Source organism: Brevibacterium siliguriense (genome assembly GCF_900105315.1).
In the GTDB taxonomy this organism is placed as follows: Bacteria; Actinomycetota; Actinomycetes; order Actinomycetales; family Brevibacteriaceae; genus Brevibacterium; species Brevibacterium siliguriense.
In genome coordinates this window covers 427,002-448,955 of record NZ_LT629766.1, presented here as the reverse complement: position 1 = coordinate 448,955, position 21,954 = coordinate 427,002, and the positions used below count along the sequence as shown (strand labels likewise).

Below are 21,954 nucleotides of genomic sequence, written 5' to 3'. Positions count from 1 at the left end.
CTACCGGAATCGCACGGAGCACCGTCCGTGCCATCCGCAGCGAAGGGAGTTGGCCATGGAATCGACGTTTCGCGGGGTGTTCCTCACCTGCACCGACGCCGAGGCGACCGCCGCCTTCTATCGCGAGATCGCGGACCTGCCGCTGACGACCGAGGGCGATGAGGAGTACACGTATTTCGTCGTCGAGGCCGGGGGAGTGCAGTTGGCGCTGCACTCGGCGGAGGCGTTCGCCGACTATGCGTTCCCACCTGTGGCCGAGTCGAATCTCACCCACCTGTACTTCCGGATCCCGGATCAGGCGAGGTTCCTCGAACGGATCAAGAACACGGGCGCTCCGCTCGTGGCCGTCGATGACGTCGTTGTCACGGTCGAGGACCCCGACGGTCGGAAGGTCATGTTCGGCACTGCGTGAGGATTGCCGTCAGACCGGCCCTGAGGTCAGCGAGGAACTCGTGCGGTGCTTCGAGGGACGGGAAGTGTCCGCCTTTCGGGGCCGCCTGCCAGCGGACGATGCGCCGGTAGCGCTGCTGTGACAATGCGCGCGGATACCTTTCGATATCGAAGGGGTACATCGTGATAGCCGTGGGAACGTCGACGCGCAGATCGGGGTCGAGGGAGTCGTGGCTTTCGAAGTAGATGCGCGCCGAGGATGCACCGGTGCGCATCAGCCAGTACAGAGAGACGTTGTCGAGCAGTCGGGCCCGTGAGATCGTCTCGAAGGGGCTGTCGCGGGTGTCAGTCCATTCGGCGAACTTGTCGAGGATCCACGCCAGTTATCCGACCGGCGAGTCGACGAGGCCGTATCCGATGGTCTGTGGACGGGTGGCCTGCTGATGGGCATACGCGGCCCGATTGGCCCAGAAGTCTGCAGCGTCTTCGGCCCATGCACGCTCGCCTGCTGTCAGATCGTCGAGCGATGCGCCGGGGACGCCGGGGGCGTAGGTGGTGTGGATTCCGATGAGATGGTCGGGGAAGCGTCCGCCGAGGATCGTGGTGATCACCCCTCCCCAGTCACCGCCGAAGGCTGCGAAGCGGTCGTAACCGAACCTGCTCATGAGCGTCACCCAGGTTTCGGCGATCTTCTCCGTCGACCAGCCGGTGCCGCTCGGCTTGTCGCTGAAGCCGAAACCCGGCAGTGAGGGAACGACGCAGTGGAACGCCGGTGCCTCGGGATCGGTCGGTTCGGCCAGTTCGTCGATGACATCGACATATTCGGCGATGCTGCCGGGCCACCCATGGGTGAGGACCAACGGGGTTGCCTTGGGTCGCGAGGACCGGCGGTGGAGGAAGTGGATTCCGAGTCCGTCGATGACGGTGCGGAACTGGCCGATCTCGTTGAGCCGAGTCTCGAAGTTTCGCCACGAATAGTCGGTTCGCCAGAAGTCCACGAGGTCGGTAAGCGGGACACCTTGGGACCACCGGCCAGGTCCCGGTGCCGGTATCCGGCTCGCGACGGTCTCTGCTTCGGGCAGGCGGGCAGTGGCGAGTCTGCGGTTGAGGTCATCGATTTCGGACTGCGGGAGGTGGAGGTCGAAGGGTACGACGGCACTTGTGCTCATGGGTTCGGTGGGCCTTTCGATAGTGCGACGGACGACGGATCGGTATTGAGCGCTCGGTCAGCAGGCGGTGTGGATCCGTAGGCCGTACTCTCCGGGGCGCAGGTGGGGTGCGAGTTCCCAGTCGGTGGTGTACTCGCCGGTGAACTGTGGCCGGTAGGGGATCGTCGGGGCAGTGAAGAGCGCGCTGAGTCGGTCGGTGAGGCGGGAGCGGATCGGTGTGAAGTCGTCAATATGGTCGGCGCTGGGAATGGCGAACGGTTCGAGGACGCTCATGCCGGTGTAGGCGAAGGTCCCGTGCAGGAGGCCGAAGAGGAGTTCGGTGAGCTCGCCGGACTTCCCGCGGGGGCCGATGGCGTGCGGACGATCTCCTAGTGTGGTGATGACGAATGCGCGTTTGCCGGTGAAAGGACCTTGCTCGAAGCGGAGCCGTCGTCCGGTGGTCTCGTCAGTGCCGAATGCGAATCCACTGACGAAGACTCGGTCGAACCAGCCTTTGAGGATCGCCGGCATCCCGTACCACCACAGTGGGAACTGGACGACGAGCGCATCTGCCCGTCTGAGCTTCTCCTGCTCACGGACGATCGCGCTAGGTTGAGTGCCGGCGAGGTGTGCAGTGCGGGTGTCGGCACTGATGCGGAACCGATCAGATGAGTGGGTGCCGACATCGCGTGGGCGCAGCACCGGGTCCCATTCCATGCCATAGAGATCGGATTCGAAGACGGTATGGCCGAGTGTGCGCAGATGGTCGATTCCGATCGTGCGCAAGCTTCCGTTGAGGGAACGTGGTTCGGGGTGGGCGCTCAGCCAGAGGACAGTCGAAAGGGTGTCATCGTATTGCATGTCTCCATCGTGAACGCTTAGAGTACGAACGTCTAGTACGGACATTTCTGTCCCTATGGAGGTGCATATGCGGTTGCCGGTCCGGCGCGCGATGGAGGTGTGCCCGGTCGAGGTGGCGGTCTCGGCGGTTGGTGGCACCTGGAAGCTCACTGTCATCAAGCATCTGCTCGAGGGAACTCGCCGGTTCAACGAACTCGGGCGACTGGTGCCTTTGGCGAACACGAAGACTCTCACCAGGCAGTTGCGCGAGCTCGAGGAGGACGGTCTGGTTCTGCGTACCGTCCATCCGGAAGTGCCGCCGCGCGTCGAGTACTCACTGACCGATCTGGGACGCAGCCTTCAGCCGATCGTCGAGGCGATGAACGAGTGGGGCAAGGACTTCGAGGCCAGGCACGCGGACTGACGACAGGGGCCAGCGCCGACCGCGGGCCCTGGCGCTCGTCCTGCCGGATGGAGCTTCAGGCGCTCGGCTCGTAGGCCGAGTAGGTGATGCCGCTCGGGAATGACTTCGCATCGATGAGCTTGAGGCGCGGTGGTCTGGCCGAGTGCGCTCCGTCGTGGAAGTAACCGCGTCCGCGGCCCTGCCACACCGGATAGGTGAACATCCGATACTCATCGACGAGTCCCTCCGCGATGAGTTCGTGGGCCAGGGTGATGCTGCCGGTGACGATGACATCGCGACCCGGTTCCTCGCGCAGGTCAGCGACCGCACGCATCGGATCGGAGCTGATGATCTGCGTGTTCTGCCACCCCGGTTCGGTCAGTGTCGAAGACACGACGCGTTTGTCGACTCGATTCAGGTGGTCCGCGACTCCGGTGGTGTCATCGGTGGCGTTCGGCCAATAGCTGCGGAAGTCCTCGAAGGTCTGCCGACCGAGCAGCAGCACGTCCTCGTTCGCCGACTGCCGCATGAGTTCGGCCGAGAGCTCCTCGTCCTGGGCCTGCGGATCGAACCAGTCGTCGAGCATCTCGACACGACCGTCGAGGGTGATGTTCTGAGTGATGATGATGCGCACTTTAGGTCTCCTCGTTGAGTCCCTGTCCCGCCCATTCTACTCCGCAGCGCCGAGCCGTTCCGACTTTGCCGAACCGAACTCCTCGGAGGATCCGATGACCTGCGTGCGGTGATGGGCGCTGCGGATGAAGAGAACGATGAGGCCCCCGGCCACAGCTGCGGCTGCGGCGATGCTGAAACAGATGGTGAATGTCGTTTCATCCGGCACGGGCACCGTGCCGGATTGCACGGTCCGGCTGGTGAGGACGATCGCCATCACTGCTCCCGCCGTGGTGGTGCCCATCGAGCGCATGAGCGAGTTCACCCCGACTCCGGCTCCGGCCTCGGAGGCGGGCGAGTTCTCGAGGATCAGCGTGGGCATGGCCGCATAGCCGATCCCGACGCCCGCCGAGGCGATGCAGCTGGCAACCATGAGGTGCCAGGGGGCTGCGGCGAAGAAGACCGCGAAGACATAGCCGGCAGCGATGACGAAGGCGCCTAGCGTCAGAGTCGCGCGCCCGCCGAGCGCGGTGAGCAGGCGGCTCGAGATCGGAGTGAACACGAGCATCATGAGACCGCCCGGGGCCATCCAGAGCCCGGCCTGGAGAATGGTCTGGCCGAGTCCGTACCCGGTCTCAGCGGGCAGTTGAAGCAGTTGGGGGATCACGATTGCCTGTGCCATCATGCCGAAGCCGATGAGCAGGGCCGCGGCATTGGTCAGCAGGATGGGGCGTCTGACAGCGGTGCGCAAGTCGACGAGCGGCTGTGGGTGCCGCGCCTCGTAGAAGCCCCAGCCGAGGAGGATGAGGCAGCCGCCGATGAGTGTGAGCAGAGTCGAGGGAGCGCTCCAGCCCCAGTCGTTGCCTTTCGAGACTCCGGTGAGGATGCCGACGATGCCGAACGTCAGTCCGGCGGCTCCCAGGGCGTCGAAGCGGCCTCGAGCGATCGGGGCGCGGTGGGGCAGTGCGAAGAGCGAGAGGGCCGCCATGATGAGCGCGAGCACTGTTGTGAGCCAGAACAGCATGTGCCAGTCGTAGTCCTGTGCGATCCACGCGGCCAGCGGCAGACCTAGCCCGCCCCCGACGCCGAGTGTGGCACTGATGCCGGCCACAGCGGAATTGCGCATCCGCGGCGGAACGATCTCACGGACGAAGCTGATGGCGACGGGAATGTAGCCCATCGAGATGCCTTGGAGCACACGGCCGATGAGAATCGGGCCGACCGAGGAGAACAGGGCGCAGATGAGGGAACCGACCGCGAGGATGAGAGAGGACGCCACGAGGATCGGCTTGCGGCCGTGGATGTCTGCGAGTCGGCCGGCGACCGGCATGGCGACACCGCCGGCCAGCAGTGTGGCTGTGACGACCCAGGAGGCATTGGACGGCGAAGTGTCGAGCATTCGCGGCAAATCGGGCTGTATCGGAATAACCAGCGACTGCATGAGCGAAGCGCACAAACTCGAGAACCCAAGCACCAAGACTGCCAGGATCGGAGCCGCGGCAGCCCTCGGCTCGGTCTCCGGTGTGGTTTCGGCATGGGCGTGCTTGGGAGTCTGAGGATGTGCCTGAGTCTGGTCGTCCAACCGGTGCTCACTTTCCGAGGAGAAGTAATGTGTAATCTACATATTAGACTTGTATGTAGAATACATAGCTATGAGCGATAGTACAAACCCGCAGATTCGAACGAGGCGGAGGAGCGGCAGCGACGAGGCCCTCGGCGAATTCTCCGACCTGCCCCCGGCGCGGAGGATGGGAGCGCTTGTCACGAGGCTCGAGCGAATTCGTCGAATGCAGACGAACCAGATGGATCTCGGTACAGCCGACCTGCGGATCCTCTGGTTGTTCGCCGATGGGCGGTCCCGCACGCTCAAGGAGATCTCCGCGGACCTCAATCTCGAGCAGTCCACCGTGAATCGTCAGATCAACGCCGCCATCAACGAGGGACTCCTGCAGCGTTCGCGGGAGGCCGGGAGCGCGGCGCGGCGAATCTCGCCGACCGTGCACGGCGTCACCGCCTTCGAGCGTGATATCGAGAAGTCACGTGCCGCGCTGCAGGTTGGACTCGATGCCCTCGGTGACGACGCCGAGAACTTCCTGGGCAGCTTCAATCGCTTTCTGGACGTATACGAAGGCGCCGTGCGTTCTAGCGGCGATACAGTGTGAGGGGTGAGATCGATCCGCCTGGCCCGGACCCGTTACTGAGGAGAGTTCATGTCCGTCCCCGACTTCCGCGCAGAAGCGCACAGCCACCTCGGCGATCTCATTTCCCTGCGACGGAAGCTGCATGCGAACCCGGAACTGGGATTCGACCTTCCCTTCACGCAGCGCACGGTGCTCGATGAGCTCACCGGCCTGGGACTCGAGATCACCACGGGGGAGTCGCTCACCTCGGTGGTGGCAGTCCTCAAGGGAGGCAGACCCGGGCCCGCGGTGCTGCTGCGCGGGGACATGGACGCGCTGCCCGTCGCCGAGGACACCGGCCTGGACTTCGCTTCGACGAACGGGAACATGCACGCGTGCGGACACGACCTGCATACGGCCGGACTCGTCGGCGCCGCCCGCCTGCTCGCCGCTCACCGGGAAGATCTGCCCGGCTCGATCATCTTCATGTTCCAGCCCGCCGAGGAGGTCGAGGGCGGAGCCGAGCCGATGATCGCCGAAGGCGTGCTCGAGGCGGCCGGTGTCCCGGTCATCGCGGCCTACGGCATCCACGTCGAAGCCGATGTGAGGGGCCGGTTCACGGCGAAGGGCGGGCCGCTCATGGCCGGATTCGCCGACCTGAACCTGATCATCCATGGCGCCGGCGGACACAGCAGCCAACCGCAGGCGACCCGCGACCCCGTGCCCGCTCTCGCCGAGGTGGTGCTGGCCCTGAACACGATGACTAGCCGGTCCTTCGACATCTTCGACCCCGTCGTCGTTTCGGTCACCCAGCTCGAAGCCGCGCAGGCCAGCAACGTCATCCCGGACTCGGCGAAGCTCACCGCCTCCATCCGCTTCCTGTCCGCCGAGTCTTTGGCGCTGCTGCAGGAGCGGGTGACCGAGATCGCCGAGAACATCGCCCGGGCTCACCGGTGCACCGCCGAGGTGGACTTCCAGGTGGGATTCCCCGTGACCGTGAACAACCCCGCCGAGTCGGCGGTCGCACTCGAGCGCTTGGGGTCGGTATTCGGAGCCGAACGGGTCGTCGAGATGGAGCATCCGCGGATGGGGTCCGAGGACTTCTCCTACGTTCTGCAGAAGGTCCCTGGCACGTTCGTCTTCCTCGGGGCGACGCCGGAGGGCATCGATCCGGGCGCGGAGACGAACCACTCGCCGCGCGTGCAGTTCGACGACGGACTGCTCGGCGATCAGGCCGCGGCGCTCGCCCACCTGGCGTTCGCGCGGCTGGAGGACGAAGAGAAGAGCTGACACGAAAACAGTGGTCGCAATCGGATGCTCAGGAGGTCCTGAGTGTATCCGATTGCGACCACTTCTCACCGTTTCACCCGGCTTTCGGCCATGAGAAGCTCGGACTCAGTGTGAGGTCTGAGAGCCTCAGGCGGAGATGAGGCCGTGCGGGTCGAGGACGAACTTCTTCGCCACGCCCGAGTCGAAGTCCGCATAGCCCTGCGGGGCATCCTCGAGGCGGATGGGAGTTGCATTGACGTTCTTCGCGATCGAGACCTTGTCGTGCAGGATCGCCTGCATCAGCCCCCGGTTGTACTTCATCACGGGGCACTGGCCGGTCACGAACACATGCGACTTCGCGAAGCCGAGGCCGAAGCGCATCGACAGCGAACCTTCCTTCGCCGCCTCGTCGGCGGCACCCGGATCGCCGGTGACATAGAGGCCGGGGATGCCGAGGCTGCCGCCTGCCCGGGTGATGTCCATGAGCGAGTTGAGCACCGTCGCCGGCGCCTCGTGGCTGGCGTCCTTGCCGTGTCCGCGGGCCTCGAAGCCGACGGCGTCGATTCCGCAGTCGACCTCCGGCTCGCCGAGGATCTGCTCGATCTGGTCCTTCGGGTCGCCCTTGGACACGTCGACCGTCTCGCACCCGAATCCGCGGGCCTGAGCCAGTCGATCCTCATTGAGATCGCCGACGATGACGCAGGCCGCACCGAGCAGAAGCGCCGAGGTGGCTGCGGCGATTCCGACCGGACCCGCGCCGGCGACGTAGACCGTCGAGCCCACACCGACGCCGGCGCTGACGGCACCGTGGAAGCCGGTGGGGAAGATGTCGGAGAGCATTGTGAGGTCGAGGATCTTCTCCATCGCCTGATCCTTGTCCGGGAATTTCAGGACATTCCAGTCGGCATAGGGCACGAGCACGTACTCGGCCTGACCGCCGACCCAGCCGCCCATGTCGACATAGCCGTACGCCGACCCCGGACGGTCGGGATTGACGTTGAGGCAGATGCCGGTCTTGCCTTCCTTGCAGTTGCGGCAGCGGCCGCACGAGATGTTGAACGGCACCGAGACGAGGTCGCCTACACGCACGAACTCGACGTCCCGGCCGACCTCGACGACCTCACCGGTGATCTCGTGGCCGAGCACGAGACCCTCCGGGGCAGTCGTGCGGCCCCGGACCATGTGTTGGTCGGAGCCGCAGATGTTCGTCGCCACCGTCTTGAGGATGACGCCGTGATCGACCTTGCGGCCGACGTTCGCCGGGTTGACCCCAGGCCCGTCCTTGAGGACGAATTCCGGGTACTCGGTGTCGATGACCTCGACCTTCCCGGGGCCTGCATAGCTGATTGCCTTATTGCTCATCGTTGAGCCTCCATGGGTGCGAAAGCGTGGGAGTTCGACATGTCAGCGCGATGGACGGCAGCCCATCGTCATCGTTGACATATCAGTCTGACATCAGACTTAGATGCAGTCTCGCCGCCGTTGGAGAACTCTGTCAACCCCCGTTCGAGGAAAGCTTCCGGGGTGGGAGAGCGGAGGCGCTTCTTCGCGAGGCACGAGGGCTGTCGACGTGCGGCGGTGCGTCAGGAGTCTTCGCGCAGGCGAGTCGAGAGGATGTACTGGGAGGTTGTGCGCAGATGCTGCAGCGAATCGCGGATGAGAGGCGACCGGCGGCTGCCTGTCCGCATGGCGGCGATGATCTTCCGGCTCAGTCGGCCGGATCCGGTCAGCCGAACACGGCTGACGTTGTCTTCGCCGGCGAGGCTCGCGAGTCTCGGCAGCAGGCTGACCCCGATGCCTGCCCCGACGAGGGCTGCCGAGGTCTCCCACTCGGCCGACTCGTGTGCCACCGATGGGGTCACCCCCGCCGCCGTGAAAGCAGCGATGAAAAGCGAGTGATAGGGCGATCCCGGGCCTGCCGTGATCCACTCCTCTCCCGCGAGTTCGCTCAGCGTCACCGACTCCCGACCTGCAACGGGGTGATCGGAGGGCACCATGACGTCGAGCGGGTCGTCGAGGAGGTCGACGCTTTCGAAGCGCGTATCCTCTTCGACCTGCACATGGCCCTGCATGGACACGATGACGGCCAGATCGATGCGCTCGGCGACGAGCAGTTCGAAGCAGCGGGTCGGGCTGGCCTCGACCACGTGGACGCGGACCTCCGGTCGACCGGTGCGCAGCTTCGCGGCCAGGGGTGCCAGGAGGTTCGACGAGGCGGTCGAGAATCCTCCGATGCCGAAGCGAGTCGGAGCTTGGTCTCCGGCACTCAGGGCGCCGGCCCGGATGTCCTCCCACACCGCTGCCAATGCATCCGACCGGCGCACCAGGTAGCGGCCGGTCGACGTCAGTCGCAGGCCCCGTCCGTCCTTGGCCAGCAGCGTCATGCCCAGGGAACGCTGCAGGTCCCGAAGCTGCCCGGACACCGCCGATGGGGAGTACCCGGTGAGCTCTGCGGTGGCGGCGATGGTGCCGCATTCGGCGAAGGTGCGCAGGGTGGTCAAGCGCGGATCGATCATGACCACGATTATGCATTGATTCCGCATGATACGAAACAGAATCTCGCGCTTTTCCTGCAGTGTGAAGCTCGCTAGTGTGTCATCCGTGATCGAGCTCACCGAGCTCGAGGACAGTGGTCGAAACGGCGTACGCGGCGCTGCGAAACCACGATCGGCAGACATCAAGGGAGATGAGAATTGACCGCTACCAACCTGGCGCCGACGAAGAAGGGCTTCCCCGCGGGATTCACCGAGGAGAAGCTCGACGAGACCCGCATCCGGCTCGACACCCGTCGGGCAGGCTTCTCGCTCGAAGCGCCGTTCTACACGGACCCCAACCTCTTCAACCTCGACATGCAGGCCATCTTCGGTCGGCATTGGGTCTTCGCCTGCAGCGTCGCCGAGATCCCGGAGCCGGGCGACTATGTCACTGTCGACTACGGTCCGTACTCCCTCATCGTCCTGCACAATGACGACGGCGGCGTCAACGTCCTCCACAACGTCTGCCGCCACCGCGGGGCACGAGTCCTCACCGATCCGCAGGGAACGACGGGCAACCTCGTCTGCGGCTACCACTCGTGGACCTATTCGCCCGAAGGCGACCTCATCCACGCCTCGGCGCCGGGAGAGATGACTTTCGACAAGTCCTGCTATGCGCTCAAGCGCGCACACGGGAAGATCGCCGCCGGGCTCGTGTTCATCTGCCTGGCCGAAGAGCCGCCGACGGACTTCCACGAGACCGCGAAGATCTTCGAACCCTATATCGCCCCGCACGAGCTGGAGAAGACGAAGGTCGCTTTTCAGCAGAACATCGTCGAAGAGGGCAACTGGAAGCTCGTGATGGAGAACAACCGCGAGTGCTATCACTGCGACGGCCACCCCGAGCTCGCGTGCTCGCTGTTCCCGACGTGGGGACTGACCGACGAGACGATCCCGCCGCACCTCGAAGACGTCTGGGGTCGCAATCAGCAGGCCCAGGCCTCCCTCGAGTACCGCTGCCGCCGCTACGGCCTGCCCTATGAGGTCGTCGAAGAGCTCGACACTCGCGTCGGCGGCATCCGCATCTCCCGCGAATCGCTCGACGGTGCCGGGGAGTCCTTCTCTGCCGATGGACGCCGACTGTCGAAGAAGCTGCTCGGGGATCTGCCGGACTTCCGCCTCGGGCGCTGTTCGATGCACCTGCAGCCGAACTCGTGGTTCCACCTCCTCGGCGATCACGTCATCACCTTCGCGGCGTTCCCGATCAGTGCCTCGAAGACACTCGTGCGCACCACCTGGCTCGTCGCCGACGACGCCGTCGAAGGCGTCGACTACGACCTCGAGGCGCTCACCCACACCTGGAAGCAGACGAACCTCCAGGACAAGGCCTTCGTCGAACTCTGCCAGCAGGGAGCGGCGAGCCCGTTCTACGAGCAGGGCCCGTATATGAAGAGCGAGTACCAGGTCGAGGCCTTCATCAACTGGTACGTGCAGCGGATGCGGGAGCACGTCGGATGAGATCCTCCGCTGTGCCCGCGCTGCCGCTGGCTCAGCGGGTGCGCGGACTGGAGATGCCCTGGAACCGTGTGCTGTCTTCCGCTTCGGGGCCGGCCGGAGCCGCCACCGCCCTGGGGCCATGGCACCCGCAGGAGTTCGCCGCCGAATGCGTGGAGACCATCCCCGAGGCGGGAGGGATGATGGTCTTCGTCTTCCGTCGCATGGACGGCGCGCCCCTGGCGTTCCGGTCGGGACAGTACATCAACATCGACTTCCCCATCGACGGACCGAACGCCGAGCCTGTGTCCCGCAGCTATTCGATCTCGTCGGCTCCCACCGAGCCGTGGACGTTCTCGATCACGATCAAGCGCGACCCGAAAGGCAGGGTCTCGCCCTGGGCGCACGACAACATCCGCCCCGGCGCCATCCTGGATATGCTCGGTCCGGTCGGTGCGTTCCACCTCGCCGACTATGATCGGCGGGCACGGTTCCTGCTGCTCGCGGCCGGGTCCGGGATCACCCCGCTGATGTCGATGGTCCGCACCGTCCACTCGCTGCCCGGCCAGGCCGATGTCGTCCTCCTCTACCACGGGGCGGCGCCCGATTCCTTCGCCTTCTCCGAGGAGCTCGATTTCCTCGCGAACGTGGATTTCCGGATCAAGGTCATCTACTGCCTCGGGGATCGGGACTGCGGCGAGGAATGGGAAGGGCGGACGGGTCGGCTGTCGACGTCGCTGCTCGAGGAGCTCGTCCCCGACGCCAACGGTCGGCAGGTCTTCGCCTGCGGCCCGGAGGGGTATCTCAACTCGGCGACCGAGATGCTGCGCGAGGTCGGCGTCGACGACACGTCGGTGTTCATGGAGTTCTTCTCCGGCGACCGAGAGATCCGTGCCGAATACGCCGAGGAAGTCGCCATCGCCGGCGAGATCGCCGAGGAGATCGCGGCGACGACCGAGGAGTACTTCGAGTCCCAGCCGGCCGCGTTGGACATGTACGAACCCGAGTACGACGCCGACGGTCCGGTCGAGGCCGTCGGGGCGCCGACCGAAGCCGTCGACGCCCAGGCGACCGTGCCCGTCGAGGACGAGATCGAGATCGAGGTCGTCGGCGTCACCGACGAGAACGTCGCCGAGGAGGGACCCGAGTCCGCGACCGACGCCGGGACCGCAGTCCCGGCCGGAAACGGGGCGGCCGCCTCGGCGGTGGAGTCGGTCGAAGATGACGAAATCGCCGTCGTCGACCCGGCCGCACTGCCTACTGTGGGGCAAGGAGAGCACACGATGTCGTTCGTGCGCACCGGCCTCAACGTCTGCGTCGGGGAGGACGAAACGGTCCTCCAGGCCGCGCGGAAGGCGGGGGTGAAGATCCCCGCGAACTGTCAGGAGGGCATGTGCGGATCCTGCAAGGTCGTCAAACTCGACGGCGATGTCGAGATGAACCATCAGGGCGGCATCCGCGCCAGGGAGATCGACGCTGGCAAATTCCTGCCGTGCTGCTCGACGGCGAGGACCGACCTCGTCATCGATGCCTGAGCTGAGCGCCGGACCGGCCCTGGTCCGCACCTCGCCGCGAAATCAGTCCCCACAATCGTCACCATCAAGGAGTACTCAGTGCCGAAGACATCACCACGAGTCGTCATCATCGGAGCCGGCATCGTCGGCGCCAACCTCGCCGACGAACTCACGCAGCTGGGCTGGACCAATACCATCGTCGTCGAACAGGGCCCGCTGAACATCCCCGGCGGCTCGACCTCACACGCCCCGGGACTCGTCTTCTCATCGAATGCCTCGAAGTCGATGACCGAGTTCGCGCAGTACACGATCGACAAGCTCACCTCGCTCAAGGACGCCGACGGGCGCAGATCGTTCCTGCCCGTCGGCGGACTCGAGATCGCCACCACCGAGGATCGGCTGCAGGATCTGCACCGCCGAGCCGGATGGAATCGGTCCTACGGGGTCGAAGCCGACGTCATCGACGCCGATGAATGCGCGAAGCTCTTCCCCATGCTCAACCGGGACATGGTCTTCGGCGGATTGCTCACCCCAGGCGACGGACTCGCACTGGCCGCTAAGGGCACGCAGCTCGTCATCGAACGTGCCCGTGCCGCGGGAGTCGAATTCCGGGATCGGACCACCGTCACCGACATCGAGACCACCGGCGGGCGGGTCAGTGCCGTCATCGCTGGTGAGGACCGTATCCCTGCCGATATCGTCGTCTCCTGCGCTGGGTTCTGGGGGCCGAAGATCGGCGAGATGGTCGGCACCCCGATCCCGCTGCTGCCGCTGGGCCACCAGTTCGCCTGGACCTCCGAGGTGCCCTCGCTCATCGGCAAGAACGAGCTGCCCGCCGGTGCACAGGCGCCGATCCTGCGCTACCAGGACAAGGACCTGTACTACCGCGAATGGGGCGAGCGGATCGGCATCGGCTCCTATGCCCACCGCCCGATGCCCGTCGACCTCGACACCCTGCCGACCTATTCGCCCGACGAGATCACGAACGAACGGATGCCCTCGAGCCTCGACTTCACTCCGGACGATTTCGCACCCGAGTGGGAGGCGACGAAGACGCTGCTGCCCGAACTCGCACAGACGCAGATCCAGCGCGGATTCAACGGCATCTTCTCGTTCACCCCTGACGGCGGTTCGCTGGTCGGACAGTCACGTCAGGTCGACGGATTCTTCGTCGCCGAGGCGGTGTGGGTGACCCACGGCGCCGGCATCGCGAAGGCCGTGGCCGAGCTCATCGCCGAAGGACGGTCGAAGACCGACCTGTCCGGCATCGATCTCAACCGCTTCGAGGATGTGCAGACGACCGTCGACTACGTCAGCGAGACCTCGCAGCAGAACTTCGTCGAGATCTACGACATCATCCACCCGCTGCAGCCCCGGGTCTCACCGCGGGACCTGCGGTCGAGCCCGTTCCGGAGGCAGCAGGAGGAGCTCGGCGCGTTCTTCCTCGAGACCGCCGGCTGGGAGCGTCCGCACTGGTTTGACGCGAACGCTGCTCTGCTCGAGGAAATGCCCGCGGAATGGGCGGCACCGGAAAGGGACGCCTGGGCGGATCAGTTCCATTCGCCCATCGCCGCGGCCGAGGCGTGGAAGACGCGCACCTCGGTGGCGATGTTCGACATGACCCAGCTCAAACGCTTCGAGGTCGCCGGCCCCGGGGCCGGTCAACTCCTGCACGGAATGACCACGTCGTCGATGCTGCGCAAACCCGGAGCGGTCAGCTACACGCTGCTGCTCGATGAGGCCGGCGGCATCACGAGCGACATCACGGTCGCGATCCTCGACGAAGAGACCTACCAGGTGGGGGCGAACTCGAACATCGATCTCGCCGCCATCTCACGGGCGGCGAAGCATCAGTCGGCCGCCGACCCGTCGAAGTGGGTGACCGTGCGGGAGACGACGCCGGGAACCTGCTGCATCGGTCTGTGGGGTCCACGGGCCAGGGACGTCATCGCCAAGGTCACCGATGAGGACTTCAGCGATGCCGGACTCAAGTACTTCCGCACAAAGCCGGCGGTGCTCGGCGGTGTGCCGGTGACGGCGATGCGCCTGTCCTATGTCGGCGAACTCGGCTGGGAGATCTACACCTCAGCGGATCTCGGTTCGCGCCTGTGGGACGTGCTGTGGGAGGCCGGTGAGGAATTCGGCGTCATCGCCGGAGGCCGTGAAGCATTCAACTCGATGCGCCTGGAAAAGGGGTTCCGGTCATTCGGCACCGATATGACCAGCGAGCATGAACCGGTACAGGCCGGACTCGGATTCGCCGTGAAGGCCTCGAAGACCGACGACTTCATCGGCAAGGCCGCCCTGGCCGAGCGGGCGGCTGCGGCGACGACCAAGCTGACTTGCCTGACCCTCGACGTGCCCTCGGACGTCGTGCTCGGCAAGGAGCCGGTGTACGTGGTCGGTGCGGGACGGTCGAGTGTCGCGGACGGCTACGTCACCTCGGCGGCGTACGGCTACACGATCGGGAAGTCGATCGCCTATGCCTGGCTGCCGAACACCTTGGGGGTCGGCGACGCCGTGGAGATCGAATACCTCGGGCGCCGGCTGCCGGCCACGGTCACCGCCGAGCCGCTCTTCGACCCGGAGATGACTCGCCTCAAGGGGTGATGCCGGGTGCGGACGCAGCGGCACTCGGCCCTGACACCGATGTTCCATATGGTGGATTTTCTTTGACCAGTTGATGGGACCGGGAAAGTATGAGGGGACAGTGCTCGTTCCGCAGAGCCCGGTACCCGAAGGAGTGTCCATGTCCTCACCTGCGATCATCGGCTGGTCCCACGGAAAGTTCGGTCGGTCCGAATCACCCCTGCCTCAGATGATGGCCGACATCGCCCGCGATGCCATCGCCGAGGCGGGACTGGAACCGGCCGACATCGACGTCATCCACGTCGGCGTGTTCAACAACGGACTCTCCCATCAGGGCTTCGAAGCCGCACTGCCTGGCACCGTGTTCCCCGAACTCGCCCGCACTCCCGCCCATCGGCACGAGAACGCCTGCGCCACAGGGTCCGCTGCGATCTTCGCCGCCCACGACTCCATCTCCGCCGGCCGCCACCGCACCGCACTCGTCATCGGCGCCGAACGCATGACCCAGGCGTCCGGACACGACGTCAACGAAGTGCTGCTCAGCGCCAGCTTCCGGGAAGAGGAAGAGCACTTCAAATCCTTCGCCGGCGTCTTCGGCGAAATCGCCCGCCAGTACTTCGACCGCTACGGCGACCACTCCGAAGCACTGGCGAAGATCGCCGCGAAGAACCACGCGAACGGATCGCAGAACCCGCTTGCCCATATGCAGAAGGACCTCGGCTTCGACTTCTGCAACACCGTGAGCGAGAAGAACCCCTATGTCGCCGAACCCCTGCGACGCACCGACTGCTCGATGGTCTCCGACGGAGCCGCGGCGCTCGTCCTGGCCGCCGAGGATGTCGCCGCCTCCGCACCCCAGGCCGTGACCTGGAGAGGCATGGGCAACGCCAACGACGTGCTGCCGCTGTCCCAGCGAGACCCGCTCGAGATGGCCGGAGCACGTGCCGCAATGGAACAGGCGCTCAAGGCCGCCGGCATCGGCATCGACGAACTCGACTTCCTCGAAACCCACGACTGCTTCACGATCGCCGAACTCCTCGAATACGAAGCGTTCGGACTCGCCGCCCCCGGCCAGGGCCACACTCTGCTGAACGACGGCGCCACCGAGGTCGGCGGTCGGCTGCCGGTCAATCCCTCCGGCGGGCTCAAGGCCAAGGGCCACCCCATCGGCGCGACAGGAGTGTCCATGCATGCGCTGGCCGCCGCACAGCTGACGGGCCGCTCGCCCGGCATCCAGATCGAGAACCCGGAACTCGCCGGAGTCTTCAACATGGGCGGTGCCGCCGTCTCGAACTTCGCCTCCGTCCTCGAGCGCGCCCGCTGATGCGCCCCATCTCCCAGACCTCCCCGGCGAAGGACTTCACTCCCACACCTCGGCGCGGGGTCAACGTCTCCCACTTCCTCACCCAGACCGCCCGGCGCATCCCTGACCGCCTCGCCGTCGTCGACGACGACCACGGGCAGCGCTGGACCTGGGCCGAACTCGACTCCCGCGCCGAAGCGCTCGCCGCCGCACTCCAAGCCGGTGGCGTCAACCGTCGCGACACCGTCCTCCTCGTCTCGGCCAACCACGCCGAGGTGATCCAGTCCTTCTGGGGAATTCTGCGCTCCGGCGGTGTCATCGCCCCGCCGAACTCCGCCCTGTCGACCGAGGAGCTTCTCGGCATCAGCACCGAGGTGGCCCCCGCTGCCGTCATCGCCGACCGCGCCCATGCGGACTTCGTCACAGCCCTTCAGGCCCAGGGCTTCACCGGCCCCGTCTTCTGGATCGGTGAGCTCCCTGCCGGCCACACCTCGCCGAGCGGACCCCGCAGCGCCCAAACCATCCCCGGCACAGGGTCGTCCGGCCGCGCAGGGGTGGTCTCGGCGGAGGTGTGCGTCGACTCGGCGGTCGACGAGGACGACCCCTGCTGGTACTTCTTCACCTCCGGGTCGACCGGCCGCCCCAAGGCCGCGACGTTCACGCACCGCCACCTCGGCGCGGTGCTCATGAACCACCGCTGCGACCTCTTCCCCGACGAGGATGAGACCGGGGCGTCCCTCGTGCTCGCGCCGCTGTCGCACGGGGCGGGCATCCACATGCTCGGGCAGGTCTTCGGCGGCACCCCATCGGTCATCCACCCCGGCGGCAAGCCCAGCGTGGAGTCCCTGTGGCCGGCGATCGACGCTTATGGGATCACGAACGCCTTCACCGTCCCGACCATCCTCAATCGCATCGCCGCCGGCTACCCGGCGGGCCGCGGGCCTGAGGACCACACCCTGGAGCGCGTCATCTACGCAGGTGCTCCGATGCTCGCGACCGACCAGGCCAGGGCACTCGAGCGGCTCGGACCCTGCCTCGTCCAGTACTTCGGACTCGCCGAGGTGACCGGAGCGATCACGATCCTCCGCCCCGAGGATCACGGAGTCATCCCCGTCGACGATGCGGGCATCGGCACCTGCGGCCGTGCCCGCACCGGCGTCGAGATCGTCATCGTCGACGAGACCGGCAAGCAGCTGCCAGCCGGTGTCCAAGGCGAAGTCTGCGTGGCCGGACCGACCGTGTGCGCCGGCTACCTCGGCCGGCCCGATGCCAACTCCGAGTCCTTCGCCGGTGGTGTCTTCCACACCGGGGATGTCGGCTACCTCGACGACCGCGGGTACCTGTTCCTCACCGGCCGGAAATCCGATATGTACATCTCCGGAGGTTCGAACGTCTACCCCCGCGAGATCGAGGAACTCCTGCTCACCGACACCGAGGTGGCCCAGGCCGTCGTCGTGGGCGTGCCTGACCCGCAGTGGGGCGAGATCGGCGTGGCCGTCATCGAACCCGCAGAGGGCTCTGCCGCTGACCTGGCCGAGCGGCTGACCGAGCTGTGCAGATCAGGATTGGCGAAATACAAGGTGCCCAAGGAGATCCACGTCGTCGACACCATGCCGGTCACCGCCTACGGCAAACTCGCTCGCAGGGAACTCAAGGCCGAATACTCCCAAGGACGGGGCAGCGCACGATGAACACGACAGGGACGGCAGCCGTGTCAGAGCCGATGGGTAGGTTGGTCGGCACGACGATCATGGCCATCGGCTGCGGCACTCCGGACGGGGAGGTGAACAACGGCTTCGCTGCGGCGACCGCGTTCCTTCGCGAGGGTGCGAAGGTCTGCATCGTCGACCGTGACCCGAACGCCCTCGACCAGGCGAAGAAGACCCTCGCCGAGGCGGCGGCCCAAACCGGCCAGACCACTCTGACCGGCGCGAACGACGCGGTCACGACTGGGGCGGGCCACATCGGCGGGGTTGCTCTCGACGCTCAGCTGACCACGGTCGTCGCCGACGTCGGGGACGACGACTCGCTGGCTGCGGCCTTCGCTCACTGCGCCGACCGCCTCGGTGGGCCGACCGTGCTCCACTACAATGTCGGCATCGTCGTCAACGGGGGAGTCGACGAGCTCGAGACCGACGGCTTCCGGCGTGCCCTCGACGTCAACCTCACCGGGGCGTTCTCCGCGATCAAACAAGCCCTGCCGCACATGCGCGCAGCCGGTCATGGGTCGATCATCACGGTGTCCTCGGTCGGCGGGATGCGCTACATGGGCTATGACTACCCGGCGTACGCGGCCTCGAAGGCCGGACTCATCGAACTGACGAAAGTCGTCGGCGCGCAGTACGCCTCCGAGGGCATCCGTGCGAACTCGATTGCTCCGGGACTCATCGAGACCCCGCTGATCCACCGCTCGATCAGCGGCCACTATGACTCGGTCGAGGACATGCTCGCGGCCCGTCACGCCCAGTCGCCGACGGGGAAGATGGGCCGCCCCGAGGATGTTGCGGACCTCGCGGTGTTCCTCGCCTCGGGCGAATCGGCCTACATCAACTCCACGCTCATCCCCGTCGACGGGGGACTGACCCATTACGCGGGGATGCCGAAACAGTGAACGATCCGGTGGGACCAAAAGGGGCGGGACGCCTCGGCGGACGACCGGCCCCAGCGAACTCAACGACAGTGAGATAACGGAAACAAAGGAGGCAATGGTGCCGAGAACACGGACGACGAGAACCATGCTCGTCTGGTCCGCCGTACTGATGGTGTGCGCCCTGCTGCTGGCAGGGTGCGGAACGAACTTCGGCACCACCGACGACGGAAAGCAGCGCTACCGGTGGAAGATGACGGTGACGACGGGCTCGACGAGCACGTGGTACCTCGCGGCGGAGAAGTTCGCCAAGGACCTCGAGACCGAGACCGACGGCCGGATCACGATGAAGGTCTTCGCCAACGAACGCCTGTCGGCCGGTGAAGCCACGGCCGGGGTCGAGCAGCTCATGGACGGGGCGAAGGACTTCTCCTACAACTCGCCGATCATCTACGCCGGCGTCGACCCGCGCTTCGGCGCCGTCACCGCACCCTTCGTCTTCGACTCCGTCGAGGACGGGCAGAAGGCGCTCGCCGGCAAAGGCGGGGACGTCTACGGTGACTACCTCGCCGAACGCGGAGTGCATCTGCTCGGCTTCGGCGAATCCGGGATGCGGCAGCTGACGAATACGCACCGGCCCATCCACACGCCCGACGACATGAAGGGGATGAAGTTCCGCATCCCCGGCTTCGGCATGTACACCGACCTCTACCGGCAGATCGGTGCGAATCCGACGACGATGCCCTTCGGCGAGGTCTTCACCGCCCTGCAGCAGGGAGCCATCGACGGTCAGGAGAACCCGATCGACGTCATCTACTCGGCGAACCTGCAGGAGGTCCAGCCGTATCTGACGCTGTGGAACTACTCCTACGATCCGCTCATCCTCGGCGTCAACAAGGACCTCTTCGATTCCCTGACGCCCGAGGACCAGAAGCTCGTGAGCCGTCTGGCGGGCGAAGCCAACGAGTTCCAGATCAAGAAGAACCGCGACGGCGAGCAGAAGCTCATCGCCGAACTCGAGGACTCGGGCATGGAGGTCAACGAACTCAGCGATGAGGAGAAGGACGCCTTCCGCGCCAAGCTGGGTCCGATCTACAGCGAATACCGCAAGGTCTGGGGACCGGACATGTCCCAAGCGTTCATCCCGAAAGGACTGTGAGATGAGAGTCATCAGATTCTTCGAGGACTGGGTGGTCATCGCCTCATTCATGGTGATCGTCCTCGTCACCTTCGTCAACGTCCTCTCCCGCTACATCTTCAAGGCCTCGCTGGCCTTCTCCGAGGAGATCACCATCAACCTCCTCGTCGTGCTCACGATGATGGGAGCGGTCGTCGGGATCCGACTCGGCGCGCATCTCGGGTTCAGCTACATCGTCGACAATGCGAAGGGCAGTGTCCGCCGGGCTCTGCTCATCACGGGCACCACCCTCATCGTCGTCTTCCTCGCCGTCCTCCTCATCTGGGGTGGGGAGATGACGATCGCACAGGGCCTGCGCGGCCGGGCGACGCCGTCGCTGGGCATCCCGCAGTGGCTGTTCACCCTGTCCATCCCCTTGGCCGGTCTGCTCGGAATCATCCGCAGCCTCCAGGCCCTGCGGACGGCACTGCATGAGGACACCTCCGCCGAGGCGGTCGTCGAGAGGCTCGCCAGCGAGGCCGCCCCGACCATCGACTCGTCCGAATTCTCGACCGATGTCGAAGGAGGCCGGAAATGATCGCGCTCCTGCTATTCGGCAGCTTCTTCCTGTTCCTCGGCCTCGGAATCCCCGTCGCCTTCGCCCTCGGGCTCTCCGCCGTCGTCACCCTTGTCACCACCGACGGTGTGCAGGTCCTCGACGTCGTGCCCTCGGTGATGTTCCCATCGATGAGTTCGGGCACGCTGTTGGCGATCCCGTTCTTCATCCTCGCCGGCATCGTCATGCAGTACACGGGCATCTCGCAGCGGCTCGTCGACCTCGCGTTCCTCATCTTCGGGCGCTTGCGCCACGGTCTGGCCGCAGTGACGATCATCTCCGCGTTCTTCTTCTCCGCGATCTCCGGATCCGGACCGGCCACCGTGGCCGCGATCGGTGCGATCCTCATCCCCGCGCTCGTGCGCAACGGGTACCAGAAGAAGCACGCGGTCTCCCTCGTCGCGGCGTCCGGTTCGATGGGCATCGTCGTTCCACCGTCGATCGCGTTCATCATCTTCGCCGTCGTCGCCGCCGAGTTCGGCAAGATCTCGATCTCCCGGCTGTTCATCGCCGGCATCGTGCCCGGCATCATCATGGCGCTCGCATTCTTCATCGCCGCCCTGTTCGTACCCAGGGTGCGTGAGCTCGCCGGTCTGCCGGTGAAGGCCAAGACCGGCGCCGAGGCGGGGCCCGGGTCCGCGTCGACCGGGGCGTCTGCGACCGGTTCGGGTGACGATGCGCCAGCGGGCAGGACTCAGCTGCTGACGACGAACGGGAAAGCTGCCTCGGCGAAGTCCGGATCCTCCGGAACAGGCGTCGGAACCGCGGATCCGACGGTCACGGTCAATCCCGCAGGCGGGTTCGGCGAGATCCTGACCGCGCTGGTCAAGGCCATCCCCGGCCTGCTCATACCGGTGATCATCCTCGGCGGGATCTACGGCGGAATCTTCACCCCCACCGAGGCAGGAGCCGTCGCATCCGTGTACGCGCTTATCGTCGGAGTATTCGTCTACCGGGAGCTGACCTGGAAGGACATGCCGAAGGTGTTCCTCGAGTCCGGAGTCTCGACCGCGGTCATCATGTTCATCGTCGGCGTCGCCAGCCTCTTCTCGTATGTCATCACCGTCGAGGGTGTGGCAGACCGGATCTCGACGGCAGTACTGGGCGTGACGGACAACAAATACATCATCCTCGCGGCGATCACGATCATCCTGCTCATCGTCGGCGCTTTCGTCGACGCGATCAGCGCGTTCTACCTGTTCATCCCGATCCTCGTGCCGATCCTCATCGGCGTGGGCGTGGACATGACGACGATCGGCGTGTTCATGACCGTCAACCTCGCGATCGGACTGTTCACCCCGCCGGTCGGCCTCAACCTCTACGTGGGTGCGGGCATCGGGAAGATCAGACTCGAGGAGGTCGTGCGCGGAGTCGTGCCGTTCCTCATCTGCGCGATCATCGCCCTGCTGCTCATCACCTACATCCCGGCGATCTCGAACTGGCTGCCCGATCTGCTCGGGGTCGGTTAACTCACGCCT

Annotated in this window: 20 protein-coding genes; 13 read left to right on the top strand and 7 right to left on the bottom strand. The window is 65.6% G+C overall.

Going from position 1 to position 21,954, the window contains the following annotated elements; translation table 11 throughout:
• Positions 1 to 55: 55 nt before the first annotated feature.
• Entirely contained in the window at positions 56 to 412 is a 357-nt protein-coding gene (locus tag BLU88_RS01885) for a VOC family protein (protein ID WP_092009528.1), read from the top strand.
• On the opposite strand, the gene BLU88_RS18455 is transcribed toward BLU88_RS01885, so the two are convergent.
• The 3 genes from BLU88_RS18455 to BLU88_RS01875 form a co-directional block, all read right to left on the bottom strand.
• Positions 393 to 665 carry a hypothetical protein gene (locus BLU88_RS18455; protein ID WP_231939531.1) on the bottom strand — a complete coding sequence of 91 codons (273 nt, stop codon included), beginning with the start codon at positions 663 to 665 and terminating at the stop codon, positions 393 to 395. The genes BLU88_RS01885 and BLU88_RS18455 overlap by 20 nt on opposite strands.
• Before the next feature lie 108 nt (positions 666 to 773).
• Positions 774 to 1,559 carry an epoxide hydrolase family protein gene (locus BLU88_RS01880; protein ID WP_231939530.1) on the bottom strand — a complete coding sequence of 262 codons (786 nt, stop codon included), beginning with the start codon at positions 1,557 to 1,559 and terminating at the stop codon, positions 774 to 776.
• 57 nt (positions 1,560 to 1,616) lie between these two features.
• A complete protein-coding gene (locus BLU88_RS01875) occupies positions 1,617 to 2,399 on the bottom strand; it encodes an NAD(P)H-dependent oxidoreductase (protein WP_092009525.1) in 783 nt (260 codons plus the stop codon).
• A gap of 67 nt (positions 2,400 to 2,466) precedes the next feature.
• On the opposite strand from BLU88_RS01875, the gene BLU88_RS01870 reads away from it, so the two are divergent.
• Positions 2,467 to 2,802, top strand: a complete 336-nt coding sequence (locus tag BLU88_RS01870) for a winged helix-turn-helix transcriptional regulator (protein WP_197678175.1) — start codon at positions 2,467 to 2,469, stop codon at positions 2,800 to 2,802.
• 55 nt (positions 2,803 to 2,857) lie between these two features.
• On the opposite strand, the gene BLU88_RS01865 is transcribed toward BLU88_RS01870, so the two are convergent.
• Positions 2,858 to 3,415: a dihydrofolate reductase family protein gene (locus BLU88_RS01865; protein ID WP_092009521.1), complete on the bottom strand. Its 558-nt coding sequence runs from the start codon at positions 3,413 to 3,415 to the stop codon at positions 2,858 to 2,860.
• Positions 3,416 to 3,451: 36 nt separating this feature from the next.
• The gene (locus tag BLU88_RS01860; RefSeq protein WP_269457684.1) at positions 3,452 to 4,867 is read right to left on the bottom strand and encodes an MFS transporter; all 1,416 of its coding nucleotides are present in this window, start codon (positions 4,865 to 4,867) and stop codon (positions 3,452 to 3,454) included.
• 178 nt (positions 4,868 to 5,045) lie between these two features.
• Here BLU88_RS01860 and BLU88_RS01855 point away from each other — a divergent pair, with 178 nt between their 5' ends.
• Positions 5,046 to 5,555 carry a MarR family winged helix-turn-helix transcriptional regulator gene (locus BLU88_RS01855; RefSeq protein ID WP_231939529.1) on the top strand — a complete coding sequence of 170 codons (510 nt, stop codon included), beginning with the start codon at positions 5,046 to 5,048 and terminating at the stop codon, positions 5,553 to 5,555.
• A gap of 48 nt (positions 5,556 to 5,603) precedes the next feature.
• Positions 5,604 to 6,803 (top strand): M20 metallopeptidase family protein, encoded by a 1,200-nt coding sequence (locus tag BLU88_RS01850; protein ID WP_092009517.1) that lies wholly within the window; start codon positions 5,604 to 5,606, stop codon positions 6,801 to 6,803.
• A 126-nt stretch (positions 6,804 to 6,929) separates the two neighbouring features.
• Here the strand turns inward: BLU88_RS01850 and fdhA are convergent, their stop codons facing one another.
• Positions 6,930 to 8,144, bottom strand: a complete 1,215-nt coding sequence (gene fdhA / locus BLU88_RS01845) for a formaldehyde dehydrogenase, glutathione-independent (RefSeq protein WP_092009515.1) — start codon at positions 8,142 to 8,144, stop codon at positions 6,930 to 6,932.
• 221 nt (positions 8,145 to 8,365) lie between these two features.
• Entirely contained in the window at positions 8,366 to 9,298 is a 933-nt protein-coding gene (locus tag BLU88_RS01840) for a LysR family transcriptional regulator (protein ID WP_092009513.1), read from the bottom strand.
• Between the two features lie 255 nt (positions 9,299 to 9,553).
• Between BLU88_RS01840 and BLU88_RS01835 the strand changes: the two genes are divergently transcribed.
• The 9 genes from BLU88_RS01835 to BLU88_RS01795 all read left to right on the top strand — a co-directional run bounded on the left by BLU88_RS01835 (position 9,554) and on the right by BLU88_RS01795 (position 21,945).
• Positions 9,554 to 10,774 carry an aromatic ring-hydroxylating oxygenase subunit alpha gene (locus tag BLU88_RS01835; RefSeq protein WP_231939702.1) on the top strand — a complete coding sequence of 407 codons (1,221 nt, stop codon included), beginning with the start codon at positions 9,554 to 9,556 and terminating at the stop codon, positions 10,772 to 10,774.
• The gene (locus tag BLU88_RS01830) at positions 10,771 to 12,285 is read left to right on the top strand and encodes a flavin reductase family protein (protein WP_092009508.1); all 1,515 of its coding nucleotides are present in this window, start codon (positions 10,771 to 10,773) and stop codon (positions 12,283 to 12,285) included. The genes BLU88_RS01835 and BLU88_RS01830 overlap by 4 nt, the downstream gene beginning before the upstream one ends.
• Positions 12,286 to 12,363: 78 nt before the next feature.
• The gene (locus BLU88_RS01825; protein WP_092009506.1) at positions 12,364 to 14,874 is read left to right on the top strand and encodes a GcvT family protein; all 2,511 of its coding nucleotides are present in this window, start codon (positions 12,364 to 12,366) and stop codon (positions 14,872 to 14,874) included.
• Positions 14,875 to 15,013: 139 nt separating this feature from the next.
• A complete protein-coding gene (locus BLU88_RS01820) occupies positions 15,014 to 16,177 on the top strand; it encodes a thiolase domain-containing protein (protein WP_092009504.1) in 1,164 nt (387 codons plus the stop codon).
• Positions 16,177 to 17,847: an AMP-binding protein gene (locus tag BLU88_RS01815; protein WP_092009502.1), complete on the top strand. Its 1,671-nt coding sequence runs from the start codon at positions 16,177 to 16,179 to the stop codon at positions 17,845 to 17,847. Before BLU88_RS01820 ends, BLU88_RS01815 begins: the two co-directional genes overlap by 1 nt.
• Positions 17,844 to 18,767 (top strand): SDR family NAD(P)-dependent oxidoreductase, encoded by a 924-nt coding sequence (locus BLU88_RS01810; protein WP_092009500.1) that lies wholly within the window; start codon positions 17,844 to 17,846, stop codon positions 18,765 to 18,767. The genes BLU88_RS01815 and BLU88_RS01810 overlap by 4 nt, the downstream gene beginning before the upstream one ends.
• Positions 18,768 to 18,861: 94 nt before the next feature.
• Positions 18,862 to 19,902, top strand: coding sequence for a DctP family TRAP transporter solute-binding subunit (locus BLU88_RS01805; RefSeq protein WP_231939528.1), 1,041 nt, complete (start codon positions 18,862 to 18,864; stop codon positions 19,900 to 19,902).
• Between the two features lies 1 nt (position 19,903).
• Positions 19,904 to 20,458: a TRAP transporter small permease gene (locus BLU88_RS01800; RefSeq protein ID WP_092009496.1), complete on the top strand. Its 555-nt coding sequence runs from the start codon at positions 19,904 to 19,906 to the stop codon at positions 20,456 to 20,458.
• A complete protein-coding gene (locus tag BLU88_RS01795) occupies positions 20,455 to 21,945 on the top strand; it encodes a TRAP transporter large permease (RefSeq protein ID WP_092009494.1) in 1,491 nt (496 codons plus the stop codon). The genes BLU88_RS01800 and BLU88_RS01795 overlap by 4 nt, the downstream gene beginning before the upstream one ends.
• Positions 21,946 to 21,954 lie beyond the last annotated feature (9 nt).